This window comes from Xanthomonas sp. NCPPB 3442 (assembly GCF_056725145.1).
Window position 1 is genome coordinate 2532081 of record NZ_CM161514.1, and the last position, 12903, is coordinate 2544983.

11 protein-coding genes are annotated in these 12903 nt (G+C 65.1%); 3 read left to right on the forward strand and 8 right to left on the reverse strand.

What is annotated here, in order from left to right:
• Positions 1-10: 10 nt before the first annotated feature.
• The 3 genes from hflD to AC1POX_RS11005 are packed head-to-tail and all read right to left on the reverse strand — an operon-like array spanning position 11 to position 2216.
• On the reverse strand, positions 11-625 hold the full coding sequence (gene hflD, locus AC1POX_RS10995) for a high frequency lysogenization protein HflD (protein WP_029819372.1): 615 nt from the start codon (positions 623-625) through the stop codon (positions 11-13).
• The gene (gene mnmA, locus AC1POX_RS11000) at positions 625-1761 is read right to left on the reverse strand and encodes a tRNA 2-thiouridine(34) synthase MnmA (RefSeq protein ID WP_209262008.1); all 1137 of its coding nucleotides are present in this window, start codon (positions 1759-1761) and stop codon (positions 625-627) included. Before mnmA ends, hflD begins: the two co-directional genes overlap by 1 nt.
• Positions 1758-2216, reverse strand: a complete 459-nt coding sequence (locus AC1POX_RS11005) for an NUDIX hydrolase (RefSeq protein ID WP_014090135.1) — start codon at positions 2214-2216, stop codon at positions 1758-1760. Before AC1POX_RS11005 ends, mnmA begins: the two co-directional genes overlap by 4 nt.
• A gap of 250 nt (positions 2217-2466) precedes the next feature.
• On the opposite strand from AC1POX_RS11005, the gene clpS reads away from it, so the two are divergent.
• Together clpS and clpA are read left to right on the forward strand one after the other, a co-directional pair.
• Positions 2467-2787: an ATP-dependent Clp protease adapter ClpS gene (gene clpS / locus AC1POX_RS11010; RefSeq protein WP_005914463.1), complete on the forward strand. Its 321-nt coding sequence runs from the start codon at positions 2467-2469 to the stop codon at positions 2785-2787.
• 142 nt (positions 2788-2929) lie between these two features.
• Positions 2930-5212 (forward strand): ATP-dependent Clp protease ATP-binding subunit ClpA, encoded by a 2283-nt coding sequence (clpA, locus tag AC1POX_RS11015; protein WP_008575777.1) that lies wholly within the window; start codon positions 2930-2932, stop codon positions 5210-5212.
• Positions 5213-5484: 272 nt separating this feature from the next.
• Here the strand turns inward: clpA and infA are convergent, their stop codons facing one another.
• From infA to trxB, 5 genes are all read right to left on the reverse strand, one after another.
• A complete protein-coding gene (gene infA, locus AC1POX_RS11020; RefSeq protein WP_002813418.1) occupies positions 5485-5703 on the reverse strand; it encodes a translation initiation factor IF-1 in 219 nt (72 codons plus the stop codon).
• Positions 5704-5783: 80 nt separating this feature from the next.
• Entirely contained in the window at positions 5784-6536 is a 753-nt protein-coding gene (aat, locus tag AC1POX_RS11025; RefSeq protein ID WP_372357162.1) for a leucyl/phenylalanyl-tRNA--protein transferase, read from the reverse strand.
• A 130-nt stretch (positions 6537-6666) separates the two neighbouring features.
• Entirely contained in the window at positions 6667-7710 is a 1044-nt protein-coding gene (locus AC1POX_RS11030; RefSeq protein WP_277570033.1) for an NAD-dependent epimerase/dehydratase family protein, read from the reverse strand.
• Between the two features lie 253 nt (positions 7711-7963).
• Positions 7964-9085, reverse strand: a complete 1122-nt coding sequence (locus AC1POX_RS11035) for a GNAT family N-acetyltransferase (RefSeq protein WP_218488801.1) — start codon at positions 9083-9085, stop codon at positions 7964-7966.
• Between the two features lie 57 nt (positions 9086-9142).
• Entirely contained in the window at positions 9143-10111 is a 969-nt protein-coding gene (gene trxB / locus AC1POX_RS11040; protein ID WP_003482910.1) for a thioredoxin-disulfide reductase, read from the reverse strand.
• Positions 10112-10394: 283 nt separating this feature from the next.
• Between trxB and AC1POX_RS11045 the strand changes: the two genes are divergently transcribed.
• The gene (locus tag AC1POX_RS11045; protein WP_008575323.1) at positions 10395-12752 is read left to right on the forward strand and encodes a DNA translocase FtsK; all 2358 of its coding nucleotides are present in this window, start codon (positions 10395-10397) and stop codon (positions 12750-12752) included.
• The last annotated feature ends 151 nt before the right edge of the window (positions 12753-12903 follow it).

Here is a 12903-nt window from a genome sequence, read left to right on the forward strand (position 1 = left end):
TTCGCGCCATTTAGCGCAACGCGCGGTCCACCGCTTCGATCATCGCGCGCTTGGCGAACAGGAAATCCCACAGGCTGCCGCCCATCTGCCGCCACAGCACCGCCGAGCGCACTGCTGCCAGCAACAGCGCGCGGATCTCCGCGACCACGCCGGCCTGGCCCAGGTAGTGCGGGTTGCCCTGGACCATGACCTTGGGCCGCAAGTGGCTGATGGTCTGCGCGTACAGCCCGCCGAGCGAGCTCAATACATCGGGGTGGCTGCTGTCGCCCAGCTGCTGGGCCTGGCGCGCTGCCGCGTCGATTCCGCTGGCGACAGTGGCGACGGTGCTGGCATCGCGCACGAACCGGCGCTCCAGCTGCAGCACGGCCAGCGCCAGGCGCGGCAGCACTTCGTCCTGGCCCTGGTTGCGGAAGTAGTTGTGCAGCAGGCGCAGGCCAGGCGCCAGCGCCGCTGCCGAGCCGTACACGGCCTCTGGCGAGGCGGCGTCCACCCGGAACACGCTGTCCATGGCGGTACGCACCGTCGCCGCTTCCGAATGCCCGGTCTCGGCGATCCGCCGCACTTGTTGCAGGGCCTGAGCGACGCCGGCAAGCGCCAGCACACGGTGATCCATGGAAACACTCATCAAGCCACTACCTCAGAGGAAAAAGAAGATCCCGCCAACTGGCGTTCCAGCGGTGCGTCGGTGGCGGCGATGACCGCGCCGCCCAGGCACTCCTGCCCGTCGTACAGCACCAGCGACTGCCCCGGCGTCACCGCCCGTTGCGGCCGTTCGAAGCGCACCTGCACGCTGCCATCGTCCTGCACCTCTACCGTGCAGGGCTCGTCGGGCTGACGGTAGCGCGTCTGCGCAGTGCAGGTGAACCGGCGTGCCGGCGGCGCCCCGGTCACCCAGTGGGCTTGTTCGGACTGCAGCCAGCGCGATTGCAGCAGCGGGCTGTCGCGGTCCTGGTCCACATACAGCACATTGTTCGCCACATCCTTGCCGACCACATACCACGGCGCCGCCGCCCGCCCGCGCACGCCGCCGATGTTCAGCCCTTCGCGCTGGCCCAGGGTGAAATAGAACACCCCCGGATGCTCGGCGATGCGCTGCCCCTGCGGGTCGCGGATCTCGCCGGCGCGCGCGGGCAGGTAGCGGCCCAGAAACTCGCGGAAATCGCGTTCGCCGATGAAGCAGATGCCGGTGGAATCCTTCTTGGCATGGGTCGGCAAGCCGGCATCCTGGGCAATCCGGCGCAACGTGCTTTTTTCCAGATCGCCGATCGGGAACAGGGTGGCGGCCAACTGCGCCTGCCCCAGCTGATGCAGGAAATAACTCTGGTCCTTGCCGCGGTCGGCGCCACGCAGCAGCCGCCACCGCCCGCCGCGATGCGCCACCTGCGCGTAATGGCCGGTGGCGATGCGCTCGGCACCCAGCGCCTGTGCTGCATCCAGAAAATGCTTGAACTTCACTTCGCGGTTGCACAACACGTCCGGGTTGGGCGTGCGTCCGGCCGCATATTCGGCCAGGAAATGCGCGAACACGCCGCTCCAGTATTCGCCGGAGAAATCGCGAAAATGAAACGGGATGCCCAGCACGCCGCACACCGCCACGGCATCGCGGCGGTCGTCTTCGGCGCGGCAATCGCCGCTGCCGTCGTCGGCCCAGTTCTGCATGAACAGCCCCGCGATCGGCTCGCCTTGCTGCGCCAGCTTCCACGCCGCCACCGACGAATCCACGCCGCCGGACACACCCACCACAATCCGTGGCGTACTCATGCGACGTGCCGCACCAGGGAGAGCGGATAGCGCTGCCCTGCCAGGTAGTCGGCAACCACCTCCCACACCAGTGGGCTGCGCAGGCGCTCGGTGGAGGCGCGCAGTTCGTCCGGGGTCATCCACAGCGCGCGCACCACGCCGGTGTCGAGGCTGCGTTCGGAGTGATGGGCTAGCGCATCGGCAACGAATGCAAAGCGCAAAAAGCACTGTCCGTTGGGGGCAACCCATTGGTAGGTACCGATGAACTGGGTCAGGCGCACGTCCCAGCCAGTCTCCTCGAGGGTTTCGCGCACGGCCGCATCCAGCAGGCTTTCGTTCGGCTCCAGATGCCCGGCAGGCTGGTTCAACAGCAGGCGGCCGCCGATGGCTTCTTCCACCTGCAAAAAGCGTCCATCGCGCGCCACGACGGTGGCCACGGTCACATCGGGATGCCAGCGTTGCTCTGGCGTACTCATCGAATCTGCTCCAACGCGGTCGACCACCTGTGCGCCGCTTGCGCGGCGGGGCCGGCATCGCGGTGCCACCCCGGCATGGTTGCGCCATCGTGTGCGGTGCGCATCGGGGCATCTGCGGTCGACGACGGCGCCAGCAGCTGCGCGGTCATGGGATCGGTCATCAAGGGCCAGCCAGGGAATTGGAGACAAATTGTGCGGGGCGCAGCGTAAATCGTCCAATGCGTGCAAGGTTGAACCGTATAATGGCCGGATGCCTCGGAATACCTCACACGAACACGACCACGGCCTGATGGTCGAAGCCAGCAAGCCCGAAGTGGCGCCACCGCCGCGCTACCAGGTGCTGTTGCTGAACGACGACTACACCCCGATGGACTTCGTGGTGACCGTCCTGGAGCAGTTTTTCAACCTGAATCTGGAGCAGGCCACCCAGATCATGTTGCACGTCCACACCCGCGGACGCGGCGTGTGCGGGGTCTACAGCCGAGAGGTTGCGGAGTCGAAAGTGGCCCAGGTCAACGAGTTTTCGCGCATGAACCAGCACCCGCTGCTGTGCACGATGGAACAGGCCTGAGGCGCCCGGCAGGTCATTCCAGCAGCGCAACAGTGTGGCTGCGATCACGTGCTAACGCTGTCTGAACATGCCTATCCGATAGGGTTGTGGAAAATCCCAACAAAAGCCGCATATTGTTGGCAACAGCCGTTCGGAGTTACCAATGTTCAGCAAAGACCTAGAGCAAACCATCGGCCAGTGCTACAAGCGAGCACGCGAGGCGCGTCATGAGTTCATGACCGTCGAGCACCTGCTGCTCTCGCTGCTGGACAACCCTTCCGCCCAGGCCGTGCTCAAGGCCTGTGGGGCAGACCAGGTGCGCCTGCACAATGACCTGGAACAGGCGATCGAGGCCTCGGTCTCGCGCCTGGCCGAGGACGACGGGCGCGACACGCAGCCAACCCTGGGATTCCAGCGGGTGTTGCAGCGCGCGGTCTACCACGTGCAGTCCTCGGGCAAGAAGGAAGTCACCGGCGCCAACGTGCTGGTCGCGATCTTCGGCGAGAAGGACTCGCATGCGGTGTACTTCCTGAACCAACAGGACATCACCCGCCTCGATATCGTCAATTATCTCTCGCACGGCATCGCCAAGCTGGGTGAGGACGGCGAGCAGCCGTCCGCGCCGGATGGTGAGTCCAAGAGCGAAGGCGGCGAGGGCGAAGCCAAGGGCGACGCCCTGGCCGAGTTCGCCACCAATCTCAACGATCAGGCACGCAACGGCAAGATCGACCCGCTGGTCGGCCGTAGCGATGAGATCGAGCGCACCATCCAGGTCCTGTGCCGTCGGCGCAAGAACAACCCGCTGTACGTGGGCGAGGCCGGCGTTGGCAAGACCGCGATCGCCGAGGGCTTGGCCAAGCGCATCGTCGACAACGACGTGCCGGAAGTGCTCGCCGATGCGGTGATCTACTCGCTGGATCTGGGCGCCCTGGTGGCCGGCACCAAGTACCGCGGCGATTTCGAAAAGCGTCTCAAGGGCGTGCTGGCTGCGTTGAAGAAGGTGCCGAATGCGGTGCTGTTCATCGACGAGATCCACACGATCATCGGTGCCGGATCGGCGTCGGGCGGCACCATGGACGCCTCCAATCTGATCAAGCCGGCGCTGTCGTCGGGCGAGCTGCGCTGCATCGGCTCGACCACGTTCCAGGAATATCGCGGCATTTTCGAGAAGGACCGTGCGCTGGCGCGTCGGTTCCAGAAGATCGATATCGTCGAGCCGACCGTGGGCGAGACCTTCGAGATCCTGCAGGGCCTCAAGCCCAAGTACGAGGCGCATCACGGCGTGACCTACGCCGATGACGCGCTACAGGCCGCCGTCGACCTGTCGGTGAAGCATATCGGCGACCGTTTGCTGCCGGACAAGGCGATCGACGTGATCGACGAGGCTGGTGCGCGTCAGCGTCTGCTGCCGGAAGGCAAGCGCAAGGAACTGATCGATATCGAAGAGATCGAGACCATCGTCGCCAAGATGGCGCGCATTCCGGCCAAGCAGGTCAGCGCGACCGACAAGGACGTGCTGCAGCACCTGGAGCGCAACCTGAAGATGGTGATCTTCGGGCAGAACCCGGCGATCGAGACGCTGGCCGGTTCGATCAAGCTGGCGCGCTCGGGTCTGGCCAATCCGGAAAAGCCGATCGGCAACTTCCTGTTCGCCGGCCCCACCGGTGTCGGCAAGACCGAGGTCACCAAGCAGCTCGCGCTGCAGCTGGGGATCGAGCTGGTGCGTTTCGACATGTCCGAGTACATGGAAGCGCACTCGATCAGCCGTCTCATCGGTGCGCCCCCGGGCTACGTCGGTTTCGATCAGGGCGGCTTGTTGACCGAAAAGATCGTCAAGACACCGCACTGCGTGCTGCTGCTGGACGAAGTGGAGAAAGCGCATCCGGACATCTTCAACATCCTGTTGCAGGTCATGGACCGCGGCATTCTGACCGACACCAACGGGCGCGAGGCCAACTTCAAGAACGTGATTTTGGTGATGACGACCAATGCCGGCGCCACGCAGGCATCGCGTCGGTCGATCGGTTTTACCAAGCAGGATCATTCCACCGATGCGATGGAGTCGATCCGTCGCGGTTTCACGCCCGAATTCCGCAACCGTCTGGATGCGATCGTGCAGTTCCAGCCCCTGGCGTTCGACCACATCCTGCGGGTGGTGGACAAGTTCATCATCGAACTGGAAATGCTGTTGCAGGAAAAGCACGTCTCCCTGTCGGCCACCCCGACCGCGCGCGACTGGCTGGCCCAGCATGGCTTCGATCCGCTGATGGGTGCGCGGCCGATGTCGCGGGTGATCCAGGAGAAGATCAAGCGCCCGCTCGCCGACGAACTGCTGTTCGGCAAGCTGGTGGACGGTGGCCGGGTCAGCATCGATGTCAAGGATGGCGAACTGGTGGTCGAGGCGCATCCGGAACCCGAACGCCTGCTGCCCGCGACGGTGGATTGATCGTTGTAAGGTTGTTTGGCAGTCAAGGAAAAGCCGCTCGAAAGAGCGGCTTTTTTAGGTCTTCAGCGCGCATCGCGATCACGCACCCTGACGATGGCACGCTTGGCGGGGATGGCTGCTGGGTGATGCGTTTCTACGCTGCCGGCAAGTCGCCCAGCCGCCGGTGCGGAGCAGGGCAGTGCGTTTCGGTGACTGCCTTGCACTGCGCGCTCGAATTGCGGGCACGACAAAAAGCGGCCAATGGCCGCCTCGCGTCTCGGTACCAAAACCGCTTACTTCATGCGGTAGGTAATACGACCCTTGGTCAGGTCGTAGGGAGTCATCTCAACTTTGACCCGGTCGCCGGTCAGGATGCGGATGTAGTTCTTGCGCATACGTCCGGAGATGTGGGCGATGATTTCATGCCCGTTCTCCAGCTTGACCCGGAACGTGGTGTTGGGAAGCGTCTCGCTGACGCTGCCTTCGAATTCAATGGAGTCGTCTTTCGACATGTAATCCTGTGCAGTCACGGCTGGCCCGGCAGGGCCGTAAGGGACGGCATTTTACGCGCCATCTCCCCGCGGTGCAAATTTTATGTTAAGCGGGTCTCACACAGCTCGCTGGCGGCGTGTTCGCCGTAACGCGCAGACCAATTACCCGGCGGTTCCGTCAGGGCAACCTGGCGTTGCACCTGGTGCAAAAAGTCAGCGCGCGGCAAGCGTTCGGCGCCCAGGCTCAGCAGGTGCGGATTTTCCACCTGCGCATCGATCAGTGGCCACCCTCGGCCATGCAGATTGGCGGCCAAGGCGGCTAGTGCCACCTTGGAGCCGCCGCTTTCCCCGCTGAACATGCTTTCGCCAAAAAACATCCGGCCGATCGCGACGCCGTAGATCCCGCCAACCAGGCGCGCGCCGTCGAACACCTCGATCGAATGCGCGTGGCCGAGACGGTGCAAGGCGATATAGGCCTGCTGCATTTCCGCGGTGATCCAGGTGCCGTCCTGGCCAGGGCGCGGACTCGCAGCACAGGCGTCGATCACCTGTTCGAAGGCGGTATCGGCGCGAACCGTCCAGGTGCTTGCGCGAAGCTGGCGCTTGAAGCGAGAGGACAGGCGCACGCCGTCAGTGCGAAAGACCATGCGCGGATCCGGGCTCCACCACAGGATCGGTTGGCCCTCCGAATACCACGGGAAAATGCCGTGCGCGTACGCGTTGAGCAGGCGCTGGGGCGACAGATCTCCGCCAACGGCAAGCAGTCCGTCGGGATCGGTCAGGGCGGCCTCGGCAGGCGGGAATGGGGCCGAGGCGGAAGTGCCCAACACGGTGGGACGACGAAAGGGCGTCATCACGCCGGCCACCGGCCGGATCGCCACGGCGCGCCACGCAGGCATGGAAATGGAGCGGCAAAGGGCATGGGCAGGTGCCTGGTTCGGTTCCGGCGATGGTACAGGTGCGCCTGCGGAGCACCCAGCTGGCTCAAGCCCGTCGCTGCCGGTCCCAGCTGGCGTAGTGCTCGTGCAAGGTCTGCTCGACCGGACGGTAGTCCACGCCCAATTCCTGGCGCGAGCGCCGGTTGTCCAGGCCGAAGCGGATGCCGAGATGATTGCGAATGTACTTGGGGCTCAGCCCGAAGAAGGGGCCGAGTAGCCGCAACGCCAAACCGGGAATCTGCAGACGCGGCAACAGGTAAGGGCGGCGGTGGACCTTGCGCAGGAACCGCGCGATTTCCAGGAACGAGATCATCTGTGCCGAGGCGACGATGTAGCGGCCGTGCGCGCTGGGCCGCTTGGCCGCGGCGATGTGTGCGTTGGCAACTTCACGCACGTCCACCGTGGCAAAGCTCAGGTCCGGCACGCCATAGAAGAACAGGCCGCGCATCAGTTCGTCGAGCAGGAACAGGCTGCCCGAATCCGAGCCTGCGGCCGGGGACGGACCGAGCACCAGGCCGGGGTTGATGCAGACCAGGTCCCAGCGCTGCTGCGCACGGGACATGGCCCACGCCTCCTGCTCGGCGACCACCTTGGAGTAGTGGTAGGGATTGTGATCGAGGCTGCTGGTGGTGTTGAAGAAGGCTTCCGACAGCGTTTGCCCGGGCATGTCCAGCACGTCGCGGTAGTCGCCGAAGATCGCGCCGATGGTGGACGTGAGCACCACCCGCTCGACGCTGGAAGTCGCGTTCACCGTGGTCAGCACGTTCCTGACGCCTTGCAGCGCGGGTTCCAGCAGTTGGGTGCGGCCGTTCTTGATCTTTTCCGGCATCAGGAACGGCGAGGCGACGTGATGCACCACAGAGCAGCCCTGCATCGCGTCGGCGAAGGAGCCGGGTACCAGCAGGTCTGCTTCGAACAACCGCAATTGGTCCGGGTGGTCCGCCTGCAGCTGCCGTAAGGGCCGCAGCTTGGGCGAATCGTGCAGGCTGCGCACGGTGGCGTGCACGGTGTCGCCCGCTTCCAGCAACTGCTTCACCAGCCGGCAGGCGACATAGCCACTACCGCCGGTGACCAACACCGTTTGCTTCATGGGCCGATTCCGGTGCGGGCGACATGCCCGAATCAATAGTCAACGCTAGCATATTCTGCGGTAGCGTCCGCAAGTGCGGAATGATCGGGTACCAGGCACGGCAAATGCGCGGCCTGCGAGGGCTACGATGAGGACTGATGAACGGGTCTCGCGCAACGGCGCAGAGGCCTGCCACGTCAGGCGGTGCCTGGATTTGTGCGGCGGCGGTGCGATGTATCGACCCGGGATGGGTGGAGAAGCCGCCGCAGGGCGATCACGCTTGGCGGAACGGCGAATGGCGCAGCAGGGCGGCGGCGTGCTGCTCGACCTCGGCCCGCTCTTGCGCGCACCAGTCCGCCAGCGGCTCGCGAAAGCCCGGATCGGCAATCCAGTGGCGGCTGCGCACCAGCGTCGGCAGAAAGCCGCGCGCGATCTTGTGCTGGCCTTGTGCGCCAGGTTCGAAGCGGGTCAGGCCTTCGCGCAGGCAATATTCGATGCCCTGGTAGTAGCAGGTCTCGAAATGCAGGCCGGGCAGGGCTTCACCGCCCCAGTAGCGGCCGTACAAAGTGTGCTGCCCGCGCAGGCAGAGTGCACCGGCGATGGGTTGCCCATCGAGGTCGGCCAGGAACATCACCAGCTGGCGCGGCATGGCCGTGGCCAGGTGCTGCAGGAACTGCTGCGTCAGCGCGGGCGAGTTGCCGTACTCGTTGAAGGTCTTGAGATAAAAGCCGTACATCGCGGCCAGCTCCGCATCGCTGGCCTCATCACCGTGCACCACGCGCAGTTGCACGCCGGCGCGCTGCACCTTGGCGCGTTCCTGGCGAATGTTCTTGCGGTGCTTGTGATCCATCGCCGACAGGAACGTCTCGAAGTCGCCCCAGCCGCTGGCGTTGTGCCAGTGGTACTGCAGGTCGTTGCGTTCCAGCCAGTCGGCATCGAAGGCGGCGTCTTCACCAGCGGGGTAAAAGTTCACATGCGCCGACGACAGTCCGCTGCGCTCCACCAGCTCGCGCATCGCCTTCAGCAGGTGGCCGCGCCACGTGGGCGCACCGAGCAGGCGCGGGCCGGTGACGGGCGAGTAGGGCACCCCACACAGCCATTTGGGGAAGTAGTCCTGGCCATAGCGCGCGTACGCATGCGCCCAGGCATGGTCGAAGACGAACTCGCCGTGCGAGTTGTTCTTGAGGTAGCCGGGAGCCGCGGCGACCAGAGTGTCACCCTCCCACAAGGTCAGGTGCAGCGGGTTCCATCCCCAATCCGGGCGCAGGCAACCCTCACGTTCAAGGCCTTGCAGAAATGCGTAGCTGATAAAGGGATGCGTGCCATCGTGCAGCGCATCCCAGGCGCCGGCCGGCAACTCGTCCAGCTGGCGACACCAGCGTGCGGTTATGCCCATGCGGGCAGCCCCTTGGCGATGCTGGCCGCGTGGCGCGGCCGGCAATCAGGCGCCATCTCAGGCGCTCTTGTCGAGGAAACGCTCGGCATCCAGCGCGGCCATGCAGCCGAAGCCGGCCGAGGTGATGGCCTGGCGGTAATGCTGGTCGGCCACGTCGCCGGCGGCGAACACGCCGGCCACCGAGGTCTCGGTCGCGGCGCCGTTCAGGCCGGAGCGGATTTCCAGGTAGCCGTTGTTCATTGCCAACTGGCCATCGAACAACTGCGTGTTCGGGTGATGGCCGATGGCCACGAAGAAGCCATGCGCATCGATGTCGCGGGTGCTGCCGTCGATGGTGGACTTCACTCGGACGCCGGTAACCCCGGCATCGTTGCCCAGTACCTCGTCGATGGCATGGTGCCAGACGGTCTCGATCTTGCCGGCGGCCACTTTGGCGAACAGCTTGTCCTGCATGATTTTTTCTGCGCGCAGCGTATCGCGGCGATGCACCAGGTAGACCTTGCGGGCAATGTTGGACAGGTACAGCGCCTCTTCGACCGCGGTGTTGCCGCCGCCGACCACCACCACGTCCTGGTCCTTGTAGAAGAAGCCGTCGCAGGTGGCGCAGGCGGAGACGCCACGCCCCTTGAAGGCTTCTTCGGTGGGGATGCCCAGGTACTTGGCGGTAGCGCCGGTGGCGATGATGAGCGCGTCGCAGGTGTACTCGGCCCCGTCGCCGATCAGCCGGAACGGACGCTGCGACAGATCTGCCGTGTGGATATGGTCGAAGATGACCTCGGTCTCGAAGCGCTCGGCATGCGCCTGCATGCGGCTCATCAGGTCCGGACCCATCAGGCCGTGGGGGTCGCCCGGCCAGTTGTCCACCTCGGTGGTGGTCATCAGTTGGCCGCCTTGCTGCAGCCCGGTGATGACCACCGGCTTGAGATTGGCGCGGGCGGCGTAGACCGCGGCGGTCCAGCCGGCCGGGCCGGAGCCCAGGATCAACAGGCGGGAGTGCTTGGCGGGGCTGGCAGAAGAGGCGCTCATGTATACTCGCGATCTAGGAATTGGTAGGGCAGGCGAAGTAATTCACGCCCCCGTGGCGGCATAGAGTGGCGGTCCCCACCCGGTGAATCAAGGCGGCGCGATGGAACTGCTTGAACCGCAGATGGCATGCTCCGCTCCAACCACGTGCTCGACGCCGCCTTGTGCGGCGTTTTTCGTTGAGCGGCGCTTGGTTGGATGGCCAGGGCGCATGCAACTGCTGAAACCGTGGCTTCAGTCGTTTATTATCAAACACTAACAGCATTTTTCTAAGGTCTGGCTACAGGTGGCAAAGCAGGTTCCCGAACGCAGCAGCAAGCCCGCAGAGGGCAAACCGTCGTCGCGTAAGACGGCGGTGGCGGACAATCCGCGGCGGCAGAAGCTCTGGCGCGATCTGGCCTTGATCGCGGTGGCGCCGTTGCTGCTGTATCTGCTGGCCAGCCTGTTCACTTACTCGGCGACCGATCCGGGTTGGTCGCGCACCGGCAATCTGGTTGCGCCGATCCATAACATGGGCGGCCGATTCGGCGCCCTGGCGGCCGACGTGCTGCTGCAGCTGTTCGGGTATGTGGCTTTCCTGCTGCCGGTGCTGTTGGGAGCGGTCGCCTGGATCGCCTTGATCGGCGAGCGCGAGGAGCAGAGCCAAAGCGACCTGGGGCCGGCGCTGCGCCTGGTTGGGATGGTGGGGTTCCTGATTTCCTCGACCGGCTTCCTGCACCTGCGCCTGTTCCAGGGCGAGGTGGCCGAGGCCGGCGGCATCCTGGGCAAGTTGGTCGCCGGCTCGCTCAGTTCCGGCTTCGGTGCCTTGGGCGCGAACTTGTTCGTGTTGGTGCTGCTGCTGGTGTCGATCACCCTGGCGACCGGCTTGTCGTGGTTTGCGGTGATGGAGCGCATCGGCAAGTGGGTGCTGGCGCTGGGGCCGCTGATGCAGCGCAAGACCCATCAGGCCACCGAGTGGCAGCAGACCCGGGTGATGCGCGAAGAACGCGAGGAAGTGCGCAAGGTCGATGCGGTCAAGCAGGCCAAGCGCGAGCCGGTCAAGATCGAGCCGCCGCCGGCGCCGGTGGTGGAAAAGAGCGAGCGCGCCAAGCGCGACACCCAGATTCCGATGTTCCAGGGCGTCAGCACCGACGGCTCGGACCTGCCGCCGCTGGCGCTGCTGGACGACCCCAAGCCGCAGACCAAGGGCTATTCGGAAGAGACGCTGGAAACGCTGTCGCGCCAGATCGAGTTCAAGCTCAAGGACTTCCGCATCGAGGCGCAGGTGGTCGGGGCCTATCCGGGCCCGGTGATCACCCGCTTCGAGATCGAGCCGGCGCCGGGCATCAAGGTCAGCCAGATCAGCTCGCTGGACAAGGACATCGCGCGCGGGTTGTCGGTGAAATCGGTGCGCGTGGTGGACGTGATTCCGGGCAAGTCGGTGATCGGCCTGGAAATTCCCAATGTCAGCCGGGAAATGATCTTCCTCTCCGAATTGCTGCGCTCCAAGGAATACGACAAGTCGGCCAGCCCGCTGACGCTGGCCCTGGGCAAGGATATTGCCGGGCGCCCAACGGTGGCCGACCTGGCGCGCATGCCGCACTTGCTGGTCGCCGGTACGACCGGCTCGGGCAAGTCGGTGGCGGTCAATGCGATGGTGCTCAGCCTGCTGTTCAAGGCCTCGCACAAGGAACTGCGGATGCTGATGATCGACCCGAAGATGCTCGAATTGAGCGTCTACCAGGGCATCCCGCACCTGCTGGCGCCGGTGGTCACCGATATGAAGGAGGCCGCCAACGGCCTGCGCTGGTGCGTGGCCGAGATGGAGCGCCGCTACAAGCTGATGAGCGCGGTGGGCGTGCGCAACCTGGCCGGCTTCAACAAGAAGGTCAAGGACGCCATCGACGCCGGCCAGCCGATGATGGACCCGCTGTTCAAGCCGAACCCGGAGCTGGGCGAAGCGCCGCGGCCGCTGGAGACGCTGCCGTTCATCGTGATCTTCATCGACGAATTCGCCGACATGATGATGATCGTCGGCAAGAAGGTCGAAGAGCTCATCGCGCGCCTGGCGCAGAAGGCGCGTGCGGCCGGCATCCACTTGATCCTGGCCACGCAGCGGCCATCGGTGGACGTGATCACCGGCCTGATCAAGGCCAATATCCCCACCCGCGTGGCGTTTCAGGTCAGCTCCAAGATCGACTCGCGCACCATCCTGGACCAGTCCGGCGCCGAGGCGCTGCTGGGCAACGGCGACATGCTGTACCTGCCGCCCGGCACCGCGCTGCCGGATCGCGTGCACGGGGCTTTCGTCAGCGACGAGGAAGTGCATCGCGTGGTCGAGCATCTCAAGGCCAGCGGGCCGGTGTCCTACGTCGAAGGCGTGCTGGACGAAGTGCAGACCATGGGCGATGGCACCGTGGTCGGTGCCACCGGCTTGCCGGAAAGCAGCGGCGGTGGCGGCGACGAATCGGATCCCTTGTACGACGAAGCCTTGCGCATCGTCACCGAGACCCGGCGTGCGTCGATTTCCGGCGTGCAGCGGCGTTTGAAGATCGGCTACAACCGTGCCGCGCGTCTGATCGAAGCGATGGAGGCGGCCGGCGTCGTCAGCCCGCCCGAGCACAATGGCGACCGTACCGTGCTGGCACCGCCGCCGCCGAAGTAGGCGCCGGCGATGTCGTGGCGCGTTTTATGTGCAGCTTCCGATCGGGCGCCTGCAGCAATGCCGCATTGTTGGAAGCCCGTGCCTGTCATTGCCTGGCACAACGGCTACCCTGTGGGTGAGGGCCGCTCCGGCCCGCCGTGATCGAGACCCA